Origin of the sequence: Xanthomonas citri pv. citri (assembly GCF_000961215.1) — a bacterium.
GTDB lineage: Bacteria > Pseudomonadota > Gammaproteobacteria > Xanthomonadales > Xanthomonadaceae > Xanthomonas > Xanthomonas cissicola.
In genome coordinates this window covers 3,333,658-3,351,684 of record NZ_CP008998.1, presented here as the reverse complement: position 1 = coordinate 3,351,684, position 18,027 = coordinate 3,333,658, and the positions used below count along the sequence as shown (strand labels likewise).

Here is an 18,027-nt window from a genome sequence, read left to right as displayed (position 1 = left end):
GGCGTTCAGGCCGCCAGCGCGTCCTGGTTGGGATGCAACTGCTGAATCAGGCTGGGCACATCCAGAATCAGTGCGACATCGCCGCTTCCGAGAATGCTCGAGCCGCTGATGCCTTTGACCTGCGCGAACACCTTGGACAGCGGCTTGATCACCGTCTGCCATTCGCCGAGCAGGGTGTCCACCACCAGGCCGAAGCGCTGCGCGCCCTGTCGGATCACCACGATGCTTTCGCGCGCCGGCGTCTTGCCGCCCAGCGCGAACAGTTCGCGCAGGCGCACGTACGGCAACACGCTGCCGCGCAGGTCGATGTAATCGCTGGCGTAGTCGGGGGTGAACTCAACGCACTCTTCGACCACATCCAGCGGCACCACGAAGACCGATTTGCCCACTCCCACCTGGAAGCCGTTGATGATGGCCAGCGTCAGCGGCAGGCGCACCGAGATGGTGGTGCCCACGCCGGCGGCGCTGTCGATCTCGACCGTGCCGCGCAGTGCGGTGATGTTGCGCTTGACCACGTCCATGCCCACGCCGCGTCCGGACAGATTGGTGACCTTTTCCGCAGTGGAAAAACCCGGTTCGAAGATCATCGCGAATACGTCGCGGTCGCTGAGCTGGCGACCGGGTTCGATCAGGCCGCGTTCGAGCGCCTTGGCCAGGATGCGGTCGCGGTTCAAGCCGCCGCCGTCGTCGGTGATCTGGATGACGATGCTGCCGGAGTCGTGATACGCGTTGAGCCCGACGGTGCCGCGCGCAGGCTTGCCGCGCGCCACGCGCACGTCCGCCGGCTCGATGCCGTGGTCCATCGCATTGCGCACCAGGTGGGTGAGCGGGTCGCCGATCTTTTCCACCACCGACTTGTCCAGTTCGGTGTCTTCGCCGGCCACCACCAGCGCGATGTCCTTGCCGAGTTCGCGGGCCACATCGTGCACCACGCGCTGGAAGCGGCTGAAGGTGCCGCCGATCTTGACCATGCGCAGCTGCAACGCGCTTTCGCGCACGTCTTCGACCAGGCCAGCCAGGATCGAGGCCGATTCCAGCAGCTGCGCATCGCCGGTGCGTTGCGCATTGGCGTTGGTGCTGGAGACGGCAATGATGAGTTCGCCGACCAGATCGATCATGCGATCGAGCTTGTCGGCATCCACGCGGATGGAACGCGCATCGGCGTTACGCGCTGCAGCGTCTGGCGCGGCGCGGCCTGGCGCCGAGGCGGCGCTGGGTACTGCAGCAAGCGGCTTGTTCGGCGCGGAGCTGGCTGCCGTCTCGGCGGTGAGCAGGTCAGCGGCATCGGATGGCGCCGGAACCGACACGATCTCCAGATCGCAATCTTCGCGGACGAATTCGAACACCTCTTCGATGGCGGCGCGGTCGGCATCGCTGCGCAGCAGGATCTGGAAGCCCAGGTAATTGGCTTCCGGATCCAGGTCGTCGAATGCCGGCAGTTGGCTGATATCGGTGTTGATCGATTCGACCGAGCCCAGGCTGCGCAGGTTGCGAATCAGCTTGAGCGGCGAATTGCCGAAGCGCAGTGCGTCGGCAAACAGTTTCAGGGTAATGCGCCAGTAACCGCTCTGCTTTTCCGGTGCGCCTTGGGCAATGGCGGCTGCAGTGACGCCGCAGGCGCTGCGTTGCAGATACGTCTGCAGTTGCGCCAGCAGCGGCTCGGCTTCGGCGGCCAGCGCGACCGGGTCGGCGTGGCTCGGGTCTGCGGCGGTTTCCACCAGGGCATGGATATGGTCGCAGCACACCAGCAGCAGCCCGATCAGTTCCGAGCTCAAGCTCAGCGCTTCGTCGCGTACCAGATCCAGCACGCTTTCCACCACATGGGTGAAGCCGACCAGCTGCGGCAGATCGAACAGGCCACCGGAGCCCTTGATGGTGTGTGCGGCGCGGAAAATGGCATTGACCGCATCTGGCGAGGATTCGCCGCGCTCGGCCTCGAGCAGATGACGTTCCATGTCTTCGAGCAGGTCCCGGCTCTCGGCCAAGAAGGTCTGCATCAGCTGGTTCATGTCCATGCGCGCGTCGCCAGTCCGTTAGTGAATTCGTTCGCCCAGGCCTGCAACCGCATGCGGGTACAGGGCCTCGAGCAGGCCGAGCAGCTCGATGACATCGACCACCGCACGGCTGGAATCGGTCAGCGAAAACGGGCGGCCATCGGCCTGGATCGCCTGCTTGGTGGCCAGCAACAATTGCAGACCGGTGGTATCGATCTCGCTGACGGCGGCCAGGTCCAAATGCAATCCACCCGGATGCAGCAAGGCCGGCTGCAGCAACGGCTTGAGCTCGGCCGCGCGACGAATGGTCATCTCGCCCTCCAGGGCAAGGGTCAGCGGCGCGGGTAGATCGGACAGTGGCGTGTTCATTGGTGCCTCAAGCGGTGCGATGGCGCACGGGTGCGTGCCATGGCCTGGGAAGGTCGCGACCGCCTGGACGGGTGTGAGCAGCGCTGCACACGGGCCATGCCGGTCTATGCAGGTATCGGCGCCTTACGGAAATATTTAGGCAAAATTCAGTGCGATGACGGATTTGCGAAACCCGTCACCGACTGTGGATTAATTGCTCAGCTTTGTCGGAAGCAGGCTCAGGGGGGCTGTTCGAGCCTGTCCCATCGGACAGTTCGCCCCGTTCCGGCACGGCGTTGCAGGTGACGCCCCGGCTTGCTTGTGCGCATAAAGCACCGGCGCGCGGGCTGCGGTAGTCATGACGGGCAAACGCGACCAGGCAGTGGACTGCCCGCCTGCCTGGTCGCGTTTTACACGTGGTGATCGTGCTCGGTGCGGTCGTCGCTTGCCGGCGCCGCAGTGCTTCAGCCCGGTGACAACGCCGCCAACAGGCCGCGTTGTCGCGCTGAGACGGTCGGCGCCTTCTGTCATCGGCAGCAGATCTTCGGATGTTCTCGATCATCACGACCATTCCTGACACCACGCATAGGGCGACTAAGCTGAGCACTGAATCTGCCAATCCCTTTCAGTTGACAACCCAATCGGCCAGCAGCAAGCTCTATTCCAAGGAGCGTAGAAACTCCTCGAACAGCGGTACCCACCTCCGTCAAACCGGTGGGTTTTTTGTGCCTGCTTTTTGGTAGGTGCAGCCGACGCGATCCCTGCGTCGGGAGGGCGGCTAATACAACACCCTTTGGGGAAATACGCCCGCCGACTGTTCGCGGTTTCTAACCTCCCGACATCCCGTCGCCATTTGGCGGCGGGTCGATGCCCTTCGAGGAGGATTTGTCATGCGTCAACCGCCGTCCCGCCCCAACAATGCGCGCAAGCGTGTACGGCATCAGCCCAAGCGCGACGCGGTGTGGCGCGTCGTGGAATCATCGCCTCCTCCCATGCTCACAGTCGACGAAGTAGCGGCCGCGAATGCCGCCGATCTTGCACGTCAGCAACGGGCCAGACGTCGCCCGCGTCCACCGCAGCAGTGCACCATTGGCTATGGCTACTATGCCGCCACCCAGCAATACGTGCCGACGGTGCGCCTGCGCGGCCGCTGGCTGGAGCAACTGGGCTTTGTCGTTGGCAGTAAGCTGGATATCCGCATGCGCGAGGGTGAACTGGTGATGAGCTTGGCCCATAAAGACTAAGCGGCTTGCGAGCTATTGGCACTCCCCGCCATCTCAAGCGAACCACTTTGCTACGCTTGATCGATAAGCATCTTGGAGAAACAAGTGTCTACTCAGAATGCACCCAGGAAAGGCGAGTTCTATATTCTCAGACCCGACATGCGTGGCGGCGGGCGCGGACCTGGGGTGAAGCTTGAGAATGAGGATGCGGTGCCGTTTTCCATTGCCTACAGCCTGCCGGGGGAAGACGCGGGGCTGGCCGCATTGAAGGAGCCCCCGCGCGTGCGCTACGACAGCCACATAGGCGATATGCCTAATGATCTTGAGAGTGGTTTGAAGGACTACTGGCTGGTCTCCGAACCGCTAAAACAGCTACTCGAAGCTGCGGACCCGGAAGGATTTGCCTTCGCGCTATGCGACTTCCGATTGGAAGACGGTACGCCCGCGGCACCGCACTATCTTTGTGAGGTGGTGCGGATTATCGACGCCATCGACGAGGAGGCGTCCACCATCAAGGTGTTGGCCGGACATCGGAATGGCAAGTATTACAGTCTTAGGGGCGGTGCCGAGTTGGCATTCAAGAAAGAGGTAATCGGGGCTGCACACGTCTTCCGAACGCCTTATACGGCAGACGCTTTTTGCGACCGATTTTTACGCGATACCTTGATCGAGTACGGATTCGGAAAATCCCCAAGGACGCGCGGCGTTCGAGTGATAGATGCGGCAGACTACTGATCTGATCTCTTTTTTGACTGCATGGAGCCGAGGCATATGCCGACCAGCAATGTCATTCTTCAAAGTCACCACGTCATTGAAAACAGTACTTTTCTCAGAAATCGGCTTCTTAATAAATTGGTCGAGCATGGCTTGATCGACAAGGATGTATCGACCAATCGGCTCTACCTTCCAGTAGAGGGCGACCTGGCTGATAAGCTTGAAACCTCGCCACACCGGGGGAGAACGAGAAGTTCTTATACGGATGGAATTAACGACACCCTGAACGATATCCTTGACTCCCCAGACGGCGACGCCGCCATGCGCAATGACGCTGCTGCTTTGAAGCGCGTCGCCGCCCAAGTCCACGACCTGCAGGATACCCTCAAAGTCGCCCTGATCAATGGCGATATGTTCGCTACGACTCCGGATCGCTTGACCAAGGCGGAGGCCAACGCGCAAAACCGCAGCACGCTCTCCGAGTACGAGCAATACCGCACCACTCACGCCGACCAGCTGAAGACGCTGCGCGCCATGAGCAACGTCGAATCCGAATGGTTCGCCATCACCCACTCCGAGCAGCGCATCGTCAAGGTGATCGATGACGCACGCACGACCGGCAAAAATCTGGTCGCCGTCCCAGGCGAGCCCGATGCCATTACCCGAGAAATCGCCGGTCGCGAAGAGTTCCGCATGGCCATCGCGCACGCCGAAGACGCCGGGCGTGTGCGGTTATCCGAGTCCAATGCGGCCTTGGTCAAGCAAGTATTGGATGACACGCCGACGAACATAGGCAGCGCTGCGCGCGGCATTCGCCAAAGCGTAGCCACCATCCCGCATCCGTCGTATACCCCGCTGTCGCAACGCGGCTTCACCACCGCCGAGCTACTTGCCGGCGATCTTTCCGCAGGCCAAGCGCTACGCACTGCCGGCCTACTCGCCACCGCCGCCGACACGGTGATGACCGGCCAGCGCGCCACACACTTACTCGGCCAAGACAATCCGCTGGCCGCGCAATCGGAGCTTGCGCACTTCGCCGGCCGCAATGTCGGTGGCTGGGCCGGCGGTACCGCAGCTGCCTACGCGCTGGGCAGCTCGGGCGCCGGGCCGATGGTGCTGATCGCAGCCGATGCGTATTTCTTGAGTACCGCTGGCGAGAAGGCCGCCGCGTTGCTCGACAACCGCGCCATCTACACCCAGACCGATCGCGCCGGCACCCAGTGGTCGTTCAACGGCACCGCCTGGGCGCGCGAGGGCAAGGCCGACACCACCAACGACGGGGTAGACAACCCCACAGCCATGCCCATCGTCGCCAGCTACGAGAAGGCACGCGAACTCAATTACCAGGCCACCAATGCCGCTGCAGCGCTCGCCCTCAAAGATGCGCCCGCTCCGCAGGATCCGTAGTCTCCGCAGGACATACAGGGCGAGCAGACGCTCTACCGCTATCGCATCGTCGGCACCGAGTTGCAGCCGCAGTGGCGTGAAGCGATCGAACTGGCGACGCAACGCACCCGCGAGGCAGAGGGACTTGCCGGCGACGGCGCGATGCAGTTGCAGCGCGGGCCTGGTGGCGCCTTTGGCGCCGATAGCCCGATTGCGCATCTGCAACGCGGCCCCGATGGCGTAGAGCGTATTGCAGCGGTCACCAGCAGCGAGGACATCCGCCAGGCGCTGCGGGATGTGCAGGCGCGGCAGCAACCGGCCGCCCCCACACAGCAGCTGGCCGCTGCGCCTCGCTCGTCGGACGGATCCGCAGATGCGGACACGTCGTCTTCCGCCCCTTCCAACCAGCATGCCCTCGACGTGCAGGCGCGGGGCCAGGCGGCCAGCGCCGCGCAGGAGCGTCAGGAACGGCAGCAGGAGGACCGACAAGCGCAAGACCAACAGCTGGCGCAGGCACGCGCGCACACGCTGCACGAGCAGACCTCACACGAAGACCGAGCGCAGGACGCTCAGGCGCTGCAGGCGCATGCATTGCAGGAGCTTCGCCGGCAAGAGTCGCAACAGCTGGAGCAGCAAGAACGCCAGACACAGGCTGTCCAGCAACGCGAACACGTCCAGCAGCAGGCACACGACACCCAGCAGCGCGAACAAGCGCAGCAGCAGGCCCAGCAGACGCAGCAGCGCGAGCAGCAAACACGCCAGGCACAGGACGCCCAGCAGAGCCAGCAGGAACGCCTGCAAGCGCAGGATGCGCAACATCCCGAGCAACAGCCGCTGCATGCCCAAGCGGCTCCACAACGCGAGCAAGAGCCGGAGAATGAGGCCGTCTCGCACGAGCCGTCTTCGCTCCATGCGCAAGACACATCGCCGCGCCAGCCCGAGCAGCGGTCTACCCCGGATGACCTCGCCCAACGGCCCCAGGCGCAGTTGGCAGAGCCTGCGCAAGCACAGGCATCCGACGTAGCGCAGCAGCGGCCGCAAAGCCAACACGCGCAAGAAGAGCGCCCGCAGGAAGCCCAGCAGCAGACAGCGCAGAGCGCGGCGATCGCGCAGTCAGCACCGGCAAATCAGCAGCAGGTTGCGGACCTGCACAGCGGCCAACGGCCGATGACGGCGCAAGCCTCGGATGCGCAGCAAAATGCACCTGCTCAGCAGCCCGAGCAGCCGGCGGACGCATACCTGGCCCAGGCGGCGCTCCCGCCTTCCGCGCCATCGTTCGCCACCGCGGTGGCCGCAGAACAGCGCGACGAGCAAGAGGCGCGCACGCCACAGGCTCAAGCACTGGAAGCACCAGATCCCGCGGCAGCGTTGCCAGTGTCCGCACACCTCGCGCAAGCGACAGGGCCATCACTGGACCTACCGAGCGCTGGCCGCTCCGCCGAGGCCCCCGAGGGCGCGGCCGATGCGCGCGAGCCGCTTTCCGCGTCCCTGGCAGATGAGCACGACCGTCCTGCCGCTGTGCCCGCCGATCCGAACTCCTGGGAGGAAATAGAGCGCTCCATGCGTGAGCTGCGCATCCAACTCGAACAGGAGCTCGAAACAGAAAACCGCGTCGCAGAAGCGCGGCAGGCGCGCGTGGACCGTGGTGAGCGGCCGTTTACCGAGTTGGAATTACGTGATGGGTACGATCCGGATGGCCCCTCTGGACTGAGACCACCCCGCGCCCCGCCGGCCGACACCGCGCCACAGTCTCTTGCCGCTGGCGAGCAGGAAGATCGGCCGCAGCCCCAGCGTAAAAGCATCACTGGCGATCCGGATGTGGACGAGTTGCTGTACGCCATCGACTGCAAGAACGAACTGGCGATCGAACAGGCCTTGAAACGGGTCGCCAACAGCCCCTACAGCCAGGCCCTTGCCAAACAAGGGCATGAGTTTCTGGATGCACAGGCGATGCAGGAAGCCCAGGAGCAGGGAGTACGCGCCAGGCACTGAACATGGACGTCTCGACAGAGGTGCAGACCAGCCGTGGCCCGGTGATGGTGATGACACTGCCGCAGTTCGCGCACGGGCCTGCAATGCAGGGCAGCCCGCCAGGCGGAACTCCTGGTGGAGATGGCGGCAGTGGAGCCGGTGGTGGAGGGGGTGGAGGGGGTGGAGGTGGCGGAGGTGGAGGTGGCGGAGGTGGCGGAGGTGGAGGTGGTGGAGGTGGTGGAGGTGGTTAGCGCAGCCCCGTGCGGCGAGTTGAATTCTCAAGAGGCGACCATGGACATACAGAACACCTCACCGTTGCGATACAGCGAAGATGCGCAAGACGCAATGCGGGACTCGATCCAGGCGATGGCGGCACTGATCGGCCAGCTGCAGCGGCGAGAGCAGGCCCTGGAAGATCTGGTGCGCCAGCAGCTGCAGCTGCTACAGCAAGCGGCCAACCGCGCCGATCAACGCGTCAGTCAGGTCGTGCAGGATGCACTGCCTCGGCTGACGCAACTGAGCAACCAGGCGTTGACGCAGTCTCTGGAACCGGCAGTCACACGCTTCAACAAGAAGATGGTTGATGCAGACCAGACGCTCCAGCATGCAACCCATCGGTATGCGCAAGCACAGCAATCCCTGCAAGCAATGGTCACTCGCCGCATGTGGATCGGCTTGAGTGTGATCATCATCGGGGCGCTGCTGTGCGTGGGTGGCGCCGCCTACGCGCTGAAGGCCGCACAGGCTGGCTTGGCCCAAGCCGCGCAGCATCGTGCCGAGATTGGGTATCTGGATCGCGTCGCCCGCGCCGACCTGGCGCCATGTGGCGCAGACCGGCTCTGCGCCGTTGTCGAGAAGAAGGGCGCGCGCTATGGCGATCAGGGCCAGTACCGCGTCATCGCATTGCGCGCATCGCCTTCGCAGTAAAAACCGTTCTGCAGTTGCGGCTTACGCGGCATGCACTGCCGCTGGTTGCATGCGCAGACGCGGGTGTTTGCTTACCCCGGCGACAACGCCGCCAACAAGCCGCGTGCGGCATTGAAACGGTCGGCGCCTTCGGGCATCGGCAGCTTGATGCGCAGTTTGTCCGGGCCGTCCATCGTGTAGATCTTCGGCTGTTTCTGGATCATCTGGATGATGGTCATCGGGTCGATCGCCGGCTTGACCTCGAACACCAGCCGCCCGCCGTTTTCGCCCAGATCCAGCTTGCGCACGCCCAACGCGTTGGCCTGCAGCTTGAGCTCGGCAATGGCGAACAGATGCTTGACCGGGTCCGGCAGCAGGCCGAAGCGGTCGATCATCTCCACCTGCAGTTCGCGTAGCGCATCGGTGTCGCGTGCGCTGGAAATGCGCTTGTACAAGGTCAGGCGCGTATGCACGTCGGGCAGATAATCCTCGGGAATCAGCGAGGCCACATGCAACTCGACGTCGGCGCCGCGCACTTCTTCGCCGGCGTCCAGGTCGGGCAGCTTGCCCTGGCGGATGCTGCGCACTGCGCGCTCGAGCAGTTCGGTATACAGGCTGAAACCGACCTCGGCCATCTGGCCGCTCTGGTCTTCGCCCAGCAATTCGCCGGCGCCGCGGATTTCCAGATCGTGCGTGGCCAGGGTGAAGCCGGCGCCGAGCTCGTCCATCGAGGCGATCGCTTCCAGGCGCTTTTCTGCATCGGAGGTCATCGAGCGCCGGTCAGGCACCACCAGGTACGCGTAGGCGCGGTGATGCGAGCGACCCACGCGGCCGCGCAACTGATGCAGCTGCGCCAGGCCAAAGCGGTCGGCGCGGTTGATGATGATGGTGTTGGCATTGGGAATGTCGATGCCCGATTCGATGATCGTGGTCGACAGCAAGACATTGAAGCGCTGCTTCTGGAAATCCAGCATCACCCGTTCCAGCTCGCGCTCGGGCATCTGCCCATGCGCGATGCCGATGCGCGCTTCCGGCACCAGCTCGGAGAGATCACGCTGCATGCGCACGATGCTTTCCACATCGTTATGCAGGAAATACAGCTGACCACCGCGACTGAGTTCGCGCTGGAAGGCCTCGCGCAGCAGTGTGTTGTCCCACGCGGTAATGAAGGTCTGCACCGCCAGGCGGTTCGGCGGCGGGGTCGCGATGATCGACAGATCGCGCAGGCCTGCCATGGCCATGTTGAGCGTGCGCGGGATCGGTGTGGCGGTGAGCGTGAGCAGATGCACGTTGGCACGCATCGCCTTGAGCGCTTCTTTTTGCCGCACGCCGAAGCGTTGTTCTTCGTCGACGACCACCAGCCCGAGATCCTTGAACTTCACGTCCGGCTGCAACAACCGGTGCGTGCCGATGATCACGTCGATGTCGCCGCTGGCGACCTTTTCCAGTTCTGCCTTGATTTCCTTGGTGCTCTTGAAGCGGGAAAGCACTTCCACCTTCATCGGGTAATCGGCGAACCGGTCGCGGAAATTGCGGTAATGCTGTTCGGCCAGCAACGTGGTCGGCACCAGCACGGCGACCTGCTTGCCGGCGCTGGCGGCGGCGAAGGCGGCGCGCACCGCAACCTCGGTCTTGCCGAAACCGACGTCGCCGCACACCACACGGTCCATCGGTTGGCTGCTGCCCAGATCGCGCAGCGTCGCATCGATGGCGGCAAGCTGGTCGCCGGTTTCTTCGAACGGAAATCCGGCCGCGAACGGCTCGTACATCGCCCGGTCCACCTGCAACGCCAGACCCGCGCGCGCGCGTCGGCGCGCCTGGATTTCCAGCAATTCGGCGGCGACGTCGCGGACCTTTTCGGCCGCCTTGCGCTTGGCCTTGGTCCATTGCTCGCCGCCCAGTGAGTGCAGCGGCGCGGTCTCGGCCGAGGCGCCGGAATACCGGCTGATCAGATGTAGCTGCGCCACCGGCACATACAGCCGGTCGCCCTTGGCGTATTCGATTTCCAGGAATTCGCCGGGCATGCCGCCGGCATCGAGCACGATCAGGCCGCGGTAGCGGCCGACGCCGTGGTCCTCGTGCACGATCGGTGCGCCTTCGGACAGCTCGCCCAGATCGCGGATGATCGCTTCCGGCTCGCGTCCGACCCGGCGCGCGCGGCGCGGCTGGTTGGCCCGTTCCGGGAACAGCTGGCGTTCGGTCAGCAGCGCAATCTGCGGCTGATCCAGTGCAAAGCCGTCTTCCAGCGGCGCCACGGTAATGCCGAACCGCAGCGTCCCGGCCAGGAACGCCGGCACATCGGCGACCAGCTCCGGCTTCAACTGCGCGGCGGCCAGCACTTCCATCAAGGCTTCGCGGCGGCCGGCCGAATCGGCAGCGACCAGCACGCGGCCCGGGTAATGGCTCAGGAACGATGCGAGCGCCTGACCGGCGGGAGCGTCTTTGGCAGCCACCGGCAGCGGCGGCAACGGTTGGTCGCCGAGCGGAGCGGCCTCGTCGATGCGCGCATGATCGCTGGCCCACACTTCGATACGCGCCAGCTTGTTGAGCCGCTCGCGCAGCGCATCCGGCGATTGGTACAGCTCGTCCGGCGGCAGCAGCGGGCGTTCCACATCGTGGCGGCGCTGTTCATAGCGGTTCTGCGCCTGGGTCCAGAATGCGTCGGCGGCATTGGACACGCCAGTGGCGATCACCGGCAGTACCCGCTTGTCCAGATAATCGAACAGCGTTGCGGTCTTGGCGAAGAACATCGGCAGGTAATACTCGATGCCCGACGGCGCCAGCCCGGATTTCAGGTCCTGGTACAGCGCGCTGCGCCGGGTATCCACGTCGAAGCGTTCGCGCAGGCAGGCCAGCACGCGCTCGATGCTGGCATCGTCCATCGGTACTTCGCGGCCAGGCAGCATCTTGACCGCGTCCACCTTGTCCAGCGAACGCTGCGATTCCGGGTCGAACACGCGGATCGAATCGATATCCTCATCCAGCAGCTCGACCCGCAATGGCGTGTCCGCGCCCATCGGGAACACGTCGAGCAGGCCGCCGCGGACGGCAAAGTCGCCCGGGTCCATCACCTGCGGGACATTGCGGTAGCCGGCGCTTTCCAGGCGGCGCTTTTCCGCATCCAGATCCAGCCGCTGGCCAACGGTGAGATCGAAACTGCCGCCGACGATGTAGCTCAGCGGAGCCAGCTGCTGCAGCAAGGTCTGCACCGGCACGATCACCACGCCGCGGGTCAGGCCGGGCAGGCGGTGCAGGGCGGCCAGACGCTGGCTGATGATTTCGGGGTGCGGGCTGAACTGGTCGTAGGGCAGGGTTTCCCAATCGGGAAACGGCACCACCGGCAGCGCCGAGTGTTCGCCGAGCAAGGCATGCAGGTCGGCTTCGATCTGGTGCGCGCTCTGGTTATCGCGGGCGATCACCAGCAGCGGGCCGGCATGCGCCTCGGCTGCCCGCGCAATCGACCATGCCAGCGCAGTCGGTGAGGATGGCGCGCGCCAGTAGGCGCGGAGCTGGCCGGACTTGGGCAGCGGCGGAGAGGGGAAGGTAGGCGACGGCATCAGCCGGCGATTTTATCAGAGCCCCTGCCGTGGCCGGTCCATCTGGCGTGAAAGGCGGTGGGCGCGCGCAGGAAGGTGTTCCGTGGTTGACCGTAACGTAAGCCGTGCGGCGTCTAGAAAATCAAAAGCCGCGTTGATCGAGTGCGCGATGCCCTCACCGCTTGCGGGACACGCCGTGAATCCATCCATGGAGGCGCGATGGCGGCATCCAGGCCGCCAACGGTCCCGCAATCGGTGAGGACGCCGCACTACTTAAGGGCGCTGGCGGCCAAGGAGAGCGGCATTGCACCTACGAAGACTTACTTGCACCGACTCCTGCGATGGCGAGTGGGCAAGGACCGCAGCAAACCACAAGCTAAACCGCTTTTACGAATCCCAAATCCCAAATCCCAAATCCCAAATCCCGAATCCCGAATCCCGAATCCCGGCAACTCAAGCATCCAGCGCCAACACCATCCGCACCAGCTCCGGCGACTCCGGATGCGCCTGCGGCTTGAAGCCCAGCGATTCTGCCAACTGCAGCATCGGCACATTGCTTTGCAGCACATCGCCGAACAGGCAATCCAGGTACTTGCGCCGCGCCCACTTGACCAGCTTGCGCATCAGCTGCCGTCCCAGCCCCTGGCCGGCGACGAAGCTGCTGACCAGGATGGTGTATTCCGCCTGGCGGGTGCCCGGTACCAGCGCGGCGCGCGCGACCGCGCCGACCAGCGCTTCGCCGGGCGGCAGTTGCTCGGCGGCGACCAGCACGATCTCGCTCTTGGGATTGGGATGGGTCAGGCGCTGCACCATCTCCGGGGTGATTTCGGTAGAGGAGCGCACAAAGCGCGCGCGAATTTCCTCCGGTCCCAACAGGCTGAAAGCTCCCTGCAGCGGCGGACCATCCTCGGGACGGATCGGGCGAAGCAGAAGGGTGCGGCCATTGGGCAGGCTGAAGTTTTCATGCCAGGGAGGCATGCGATTGCGAATGGCCATGACCGGTGTTCCTTAAAGATCGGAAGATTCTGGCACCAGCCCGGCGCGCAACCGTGAATGAATCCGGTGTGCCGCCGGGAGCCGACAGGGAGGTGGCAGTGCTTCCCACACCACTGTAACGAGCGGAGCCGTGAGCCGGTCGTGAGCGTGATGTGGCGCGCACTATGGCAGCGAGTGCAAGCAGCTGGGCCGCCGGAAGGCCTTCGTCACCCGGCCCGGCTTCCTGAGACATGCGTATCCGGTGCAGCGCCCGCTTGTCTGCGCTGCGCCGAAGGTGCTCGCGACAACTGCTATGTCGCCGACGCGGCCCGCGCGGCCCTGGCCATTGCAGCGGTGCAACGACGACGCGGGCCTACCCACCACGATGGGGAGGTGCACACCTCTGCCGGCTCAGCCGTCCTGGCGCAGCCACTCCAGCCGGGTCGAGGCGCCGGGCTCGCCGAGATGCTGCTTGAGCACCGGCAACGCCGGCGCCAGCACCTGGTCGAACTGCCAGGGCGCGTTGACGATCAGCAGCCCGCTGCCGGTCAGGCGCAGCGGCGAGTCGTCCGGGCGCACCTGCAGCTCGGCGACCAGCACCGACTTGGCCGGCAGCGCGGCGGCCTTGCGCATGAACGGCTGCAGGCTGCGGCGCAGCTTGATGGGGTACCACACCATGCAGATCGCCTGCGGCCAGCGCGCCAGCGCCTCGCGCACGCTATGGATGATCTGCGGGTATTCGGCGTCCTGCGATTCGTAGGGCGGGTCGATCAGCACCAGCCCGCGGCCGATCTTGGTTTCGCCAGCCCGCGGCGGCAGGAAGGCGCGGATTGCCGCGTAGCCGTCGCCGGCGTGCACGCGCACCCGGCTGTCCCTCGCGAACAGGGCCTTGAGCGCCTCGGCTTCGTCGGGCTGCAGCTCGCAAAATGCCATGCGGTCCTGCTCGCGCAGCGCTTGCGCAGCCAGCAGCGGCGAGCCGGGGTAGTAGTTGAGCTGGATGCCGGCGGTGGGGCGGGTGGGCTTCTGGCCGGGCGTGGCGTGGCGGGCCGTGGACTGGTTGTCGGCCTGCACCGCGCGCAGATAGCGCTCGACCACCTCGGGCAAGCTGGCCTCTGCCATCAGCCGCATCACGCCGGCATCGGCTTCGTTGGTCTTGCGGCTCTCTTCGCCACCGAGTTGGTAGCGGCCGCGCCCGGCGTGCGTGTCGAGCACGAAGAACGGTGTCTCCTTGCGCTTGAGGGTGTCGATCAGGGCAAGCAGGGCGATGTGCTTGAGCACGTCGGCATGGTTGCCGGCATGGAAGGCGTGGCGATAGTTCATCGCGGCAGTGTAGAGGCTGCGGCGCGATTTGTTGCTGCCCATTCCGGGCGACGCGGCGCAAGCGCACGTCACGTCGTGCCATGCCGTGCGTGGACCACCTCGTCCTGCAGGCGGTGCCCGCATGCCGGTATGCTGCGCGGCATGTCAGAGTCTGCCGCCCGCGTGCTCGTCGTCGAAGACGAAGCCGCCATTGCCGATACCGTGCTCTACGCACTACGCAGCGAAGGCTACGCGCCTGAGCATTGCCTGCTGGGCCGCGATGCGCTGACGCGTCTGCGCGCCGATCCGGCCGATGTGGTGGTCCTCGACGTGGGCCTGCCGGACATCAACGGATTCGAGGTGTGCCGCACGTTGCGCGGTTTCAGCGAGGTGCCGGTGATCTTCCTGACCGCGCGCAACGACGAGATCGACCGCGTGCTTGGCCTGGAGCTCGGCGCCGACGATTACATGGCCAAGCCGTTCTCGCCGCGCGAGCTGGTGGCGCGCGTGCGTGCGCGCCTGCGCCGACGCCATGCGGGCGCGGCGGCCGAATTGGGCTGGCAGCCGCACGGCGCGTTTGCGATCGACCGCGAGGGCAGCCGCATCCGCTACGGCGAGACCCTGCTGCCGCTGACACGCTACGAATACGCATTGCTGGCAGCGTTGCTGCAGCGCCCTGGTGCGATCCTGAGCCGTGCGCAGCTGATGGACCGCGGCTGGGACGCCAGCGCCGACAGTGCCGACCGCACCGTCGACACCCACATCAAGACGCTGCGCGGCAAGCTGCGCCTGGCCGGCGTGCCGGTCGACCCGATCCGCACCCACCGTGGCCTTGGCTACGCGCTGGAAGTGTAGGCATGCGCCGGCACTTCCTTGGTGAACTGAGCGAGGCCGCGGGCTGACATGCGGCTTGGTCTCAAGCTGTTTCTGGGCTTCTTCCTGATCGTGGGCCTGGCCGCGTTCTTCGTGATGCGCGTGTTCGTCAACGAGGTCAAGCCGGGGGTGCGCCAGGCGATGGAATCCACGCTGGTGGATGCGGCCAATGTGCTGGCAGAAGTCGCCAGTAGCGAGTTGGCTGCCGGCACGCTTGCCGATGGCCGCTTCGCGCGCAACGTGGCCAGGGCCCAGCAGCGCGACCCCAAGGCATGGGTATGGCGCTTTCGCAAGAACACGGTGGATTACCGCGTGACCGTCACCGATGCGCGCGGCGTGGTGGTGTTCGATTCGCTTGGCCGCGACGTGGGCCGCGACAACTCGCGCTGGAACGATGTCTACCGCACGTTGCGCGGCGAATATGGCGCGCGTTCCAGCCCGGAGATCGATGGCGACCCCGCCGCCACGGTGATGCATGTGGCCGCGCCGATCTACGCACCGGATGACCCCGGGCAACTGATCGGCGTGCTGACCCTGGCACAGCCCAATCGCAGCATCGACCCGTTTATCGAGGCCAGCCAGCGCAACATCCTGCAGCGCGGCGCCTGGTTGATCGGCATTTCAGCGTTGATCGGCATCTTGATGACCTGGTGGTTGATGCGTGGCATCGGCCGGCTCAATCGCTATGCGCAGGCGGTGAGCGCCGGCATCCCGGTACCGCCGCCCGAACCGCGTGGCGACGAGATCGGCGATCTGGGCCAGGCGCTGGAGAGCATGCGCCGCAAGCTGGAAGGCAAGGCGTATGTAGAGCAGTACGTGCAGTCGCTGACGCACGAGATGAAAAGCCCGCTGGCGGCGATTCGCGGTGCCTCGGAGTTGTTGGCCGAGCCACTGCCGGAGGCCGACCGCCAGCATTTCGTTGCCACCATCCGCGCGCAGGAGCGCCGGCTCACCGAAACCATCGACAAGCTGCTGGCACTGGCCGAGGTGGAGCAGCACGGCTGGCTGCAGAAGCGCGAGCGCGTCGGTATTGACGGGCTGCTGCAGGCTGCAGCGGACGCAGTGGCGCTGCGTGCCGCGGCGGCGGGCGTCACCGTGGAGGTGGATGCGGGGCCTGGCGCGTCAGGCGGTCACCACGTACTTGGCGATGGTTTTCTGCTGCGACAGGCACTGATCAATCTGCTCGAAAACGCCATCGCGTTTTCGCCGCAAAACAGCCATGTGCGCCTGCGGGCGCGGCTGCACGATGGACGCTGGGAGTTGGTGGTCGAAGACCGTGGCAGCGGCGTGCCCGATTACGCGCTCGAGCGCGTCTTCGAGCGGTTCTATTCGTTGGCACGTCCGCAGACCGGCCAGCGCAGCTCCGGGCTTGGCTTGCCGTTCGTGCGCGAGGTCGCGCGCCTGCATGGCGGGGACGTGACGCTGGGCAATCGCCACGGTGGCGGTGCGCGTGCGGTGTTGCGCCTGCCGATCGGCTGAGTTGCCGCGGTGGCTGGCGCCTGTGGCAGCCGTGCGTTCAAGGCTGCGGCATGCGCCAGAGCACATGCCGCGCCTGCGTCACGCAGCGTACGGCGCGTGGCCGCGCTGTCCTAGTACACCACGTCGGCGCCGATCACATCCTTGGCGACCACCGACCAGGACAGTTTGCCGAAACCCTTGTTGCCCCATTCGGTGCCCCAGCTGTTTTCCACGATCAGTCCTTCGCTGTCGTAGCCCAGCGCGATCACGGCATGCCCACCCAGAATCGGCGTCTTGACGTCGTAATCGACCTGATTCTTGGTTGTCAGGTCTTCAAAGCCCTGGCGCACATAGAAGCCGATCGCCACCGGCGTGGAAGAGGCAAGGGCGAGCTTGATCTGTTCGATCAAGGCGCGTCCCCCATTGCCGTTGCCCGAATACAGCACGGTGTAGTGGCGATACGGCGTCGGGTTCTTGGCAGCGTTGGCCTTGTCGGCGGTAGTGGGTTGGTGTTTCCAGTCGTAGTTGCCCCACGAATAGTGCTGCTCGGTGTCGATGCCCTGCGCAAGCGCGATCTCCAGCGGCGCTTCCAGGGTGGAGCCTTCATCCACGCCGCCGTTGACCTGGCTGTACAGGTACATCGGGGCAAAGCGCGTCTGGGCCTGTTTGTTGGCGTTGGCATACCAACCGGTCAAGGTGTGAGCGGCCGCCCATGACGCGCATGCTCCGATCTGGCCCTGGTCGCCCGGCGTGATCGCCCATGCAGTCAGGTCGACACTGGCAGGCAGCGGTGTGCTAACGCTTGCGGTACCGAACAACGGGGTGACCGGCTGCATTAACGACGAAGGCTTCAGGCCCATGCCGTGCACTGCCGCCTGCGCGGTGGCAGCGGTCAGGCTCAGGGCGGCGAGCAGGCAAAGGGCGAGCGAACGGTGCGTGTTCATGGAAGACAGCTCCAGGCAAGAGAGGAATGCAGTCGTGCGCAGTGACCAAACCACTGCCGAATCGGCATGCAGCCATGACAGCGCCGAAGCAGCGCATGCGGCTGAAGACCTCATCGAAGAACAGCGAACTGGAAGCGGCGATCAGATAAAAGGAGGGATTCGGGGCTGCGCACCTGCCCATGCATCGTTACGCGTGAAGGCGACGCGTGCGGCGGCAAGGCGAAGTGCTGCCGATCAAACGGAAGCCTGTTTTGGGCACGGGTTGCACTTTGGAGAGTTGAAAACCGTATTTCGTCAATGCGTCACAGTGGCGGTCGTCGAATAACCGGGTCGCGCACTTCACCTTCGCTTCAGATTCGCCTCAAACCTGCGACACCGGCGCAGCGCACCCTGGCCACCT

Annotated in this window: 12 protein-coding genes and 1 pseudogene; 7 read left to right on the top strand and 6 right to left on the bottom strand. The window is 65.0% G+C overall.

What is annotated here, in order from left to right:
- Positions 1–5 precede the first annotated feature (5 nt).
- Complete coding sequence (locus AMD14_RS14995) at positions 6–2,015, bottom strand: chemotaxis protein CheA (RefSeq protein WP_011051882.1); 2,010 nt, start codon at positions 2,013–2,015, stop codon at positions 6–8.
- An 18-nt stretch (positions 2,016–2,033) separates the two neighbouring features.
- The gene (locus AMD14_RS14990) at positions 2,034–2,363 is read right to left on the bottom strand and encodes an STAS domain-containing protein (protein WP_003488096.1); all 330 of its coding nucleotides are present in this window, start codon (positions 2,361–2,363) and stop codon (positions 2,034–2,036) included.
- Positions 2,364–3,232: 869 nt separating this feature from the next.
- On the opposite strand from AMD14_RS14990, the gene AMD14_RS14985 reads away from it, so the two are divergent.
- The 4 genes and pseudogenes from AMD14_RS14985 to AMD14_RS14965 all read left to right on the top strand — a co-directional run bounded on the left by AMD14_RS14985 (position 3,233) and on the right by AMD14_RS14965 (position 8,563).
- Positions 3,233–3,586: a SymE family type I addiction module toxin gene (locus AMD14_RS14985; protein ID WP_005913224.1), complete on the top strand. Its 354-nt coding sequence runs from the start codon at positions 3,233–3,235 to the stop codon at positions 3,584–3,586.
- Between the two features lie 84 nt (positions 3,587–3,670).
- Positions 3,671–4,300 (top strand): imm11 family protein, encoded by a 630-nt coding sequence (locus AMD14_RS14980; protein WP_005913222.1) that lies wholly within the window; start codon positions 3,671–3,673, stop codon positions 4,298–4,300.
- Positions 4,301–4,417: 117 nt separating this feature from the next.
- Positions 4,418–7,887: pseudogene (locus tag AMD14_RS24720) on the top strand (hypothetical protein).
- Complete coding sequence (locus tag AMD14_RS14965) at positions 7,778–8,563, top strand: hypothetical protein (protein ID WP_045713596.1); 786 nt, start codon at positions 7,778–7,780, stop codon at positions 8,561–8,563. Before AMD14_RS24720 ends, AMD14_RS14965 begins: the two are co-directional and overlap by 110 nt.
- 71 nt (positions 8,564–8,634) lie before the next feature.
- Here AMD14_RS14965 and mfd read toward each other — a convergent pair whose 3' ends face one another.
- The 3 genes from mfd to AMD14_RS14950 all read right to left on the bottom strand — a co-directional run bounded on the left by mfd (position 8,635) and on the right by AMD14_RS14950 (position 14,373).
- Positions 8,635–12,099, bottom strand: coding sequence for a transcription-repair coupling factor (gene mfd / locus AMD14_RS14960; protein ID WP_011051877.1), 3,465 nt, complete (start codon positions 12,097–12,099; stop codon positions 8,635–8,637).
- A gap of 432 nt (positions 12,100–12,531) precedes the next feature.
- Positions 12,532–13,074: a GNAT family N-acetyltransferase gene (locus tag AMD14_RS14955; RefSeq protein WP_011051876.1), complete on the bottom strand. Its 543-nt coding sequence runs from the start codon at positions 13,072–13,074 to the stop codon at positions 12,532–12,534.
- A 390-nt stretch (positions 13,075–13,464) separates the two neighbouring features.
- Positions 13,465–14,373, bottom strand: coding sequence for a 23S rRNA (adenine(2030)-N(6))-methyltransferase RlmJ (locus AMD14_RS14950; protein WP_003488534.1), 909 nt, complete (start codon positions 14,371–14,373; stop codon positions 13,465–13,467).
- Between the two features lie 129 nt (positions 14,374–14,502).
- Between AMD14_RS14950 and creB the strand changes: the two genes are divergently transcribed.
- Both creB and creC read left to right on the top strand, forming a co-directional pair.
- Positions 14,503–15,207 carry a two-component system response regulator CreB gene (gene creB, locus AMD14_RS14945; RefSeq protein ID WP_171843843.1) on the top strand — a complete coding sequence of 235 codons (705 nt, stop codon included), beginning with the start codon at positions 14,503–14,505 and terminating at the stop codon, positions 15,205–15,207.
- A gap of 48 nt (positions 15,208–15,255) precedes the next feature.
- Entirely contained in the window at positions 15,256–16,704 is a 1,449-nt protein-coding gene (gene creC / locus AMD14_RS14940) for a two-component system sensor histidine kinase CreC (protein WP_011051874.1), read from the top strand.
- Positions 16,705–16,814: 110 nt separating this feature from the next.
- Here creC and AMD14_RS14935 read toward each other — a convergent pair whose 3' ends face one another.
- Positions 16,815–17,627: a C1 family peptidase gene (locus AMD14_RS14935; RefSeq protein WP_011051873.1), complete on the bottom strand. Its 813-nt coding sequence runs from the start codon at positions 17,625–17,627 to the stop codon at positions 16,815–16,817.
- On the opposite strand from AMD14_RS14935, the gene AMD14_RS24715 reads away from it, so the two are divergent.
- Complete coding sequence (locus AMD14_RS24715) at positions 17,626–17,952, top strand: hypothetical protein (protein WP_003488542.1); 327 nt, start codon at positions 17,626–17,628, stop codon at positions 17,950–17,952. The genes AMD14_RS14935 and AMD14_RS24715 overlap by 2 nt on opposite strands.
- The last annotated feature ends 75 nt before the right edge of the window (positions 17,953–18,027 follow it).

Coding starts and splice junctions, on each gene's coding strand:
- AMD14_RS14935 (WP_011051873.1), bottom strand. CDS start 17,627: ATGAACACGCACCGTTCGCTCGCCCTTTGCCTGCTCGCCGCCCTGAGC.
- AMD14_RS14950 (WP_003488534.1), bottom strand. CDS start 14,373: ATGAACTATCGCCACGCCTTCCATGCCGGCAACCATGCCGACGTGCTC.
- creB (WP_171843843.1), top strand. CDS start 14,503: ATGCTGCGCGGCATGTCAGAGTCTGCCGCCCGCGTGCTCGTCGTCGAA.
- AMD14_RS14995 (WP_011051882.1), bottom strand. CDS start 2,015: ATGGACATGAACCAGCTGATGCAGACCTTCTTGGCCGAGAGCCGGGAC.
- AMD14_RS24715 (WP_003488542.1), top strand. CDS start 17,626: ATGGAAGACAGCTCCAGGCAAGAGAGGAATGCAGTCGTGCGCAGTGAC.
- AMD14_RS14990 (WP_003488096.1), bottom strand. CDS start 2,363: ATGAACACGCCACTGTCCGATCTACCCGCGCCGCTGACCCTTGCCCTG.
- AMD14_RS14985 (WP_005913224.1), top strand. CDS start 3,233: ATGCGTCAACCGCCGTCCCGCCCCAACAATGCGCGCAAGCGTGTACGG.
- creC (WP_011051874.1), top strand. CDS start 15,256: ATGCGGCTTGGTCTCAAGCTGTTTCTGGGCTTCTTCCTGATCGTGGGC.
- mfd (WP_011051877.1), bottom strand. CDS start 12,099: ATGCCGTCGCCTACCTTCCCCTCTCCGCCGCTGCCCAAGTCCGGCCAG.
- AMD14_RS14965 (WP_045713596.1), top strand. CDS start 7,778: ATGGCGGCAGTGGAGCCGGTGGTGGAGGGGGTGGAGGGGGTGGAGGTG.
- AMD14_RS14955 (WP_011051876.1), bottom strand. CDS start 13,074: ATGGCCATTCGCAATCGCATGCCTCCCTGGCATGAAAACTTCAGCCTG.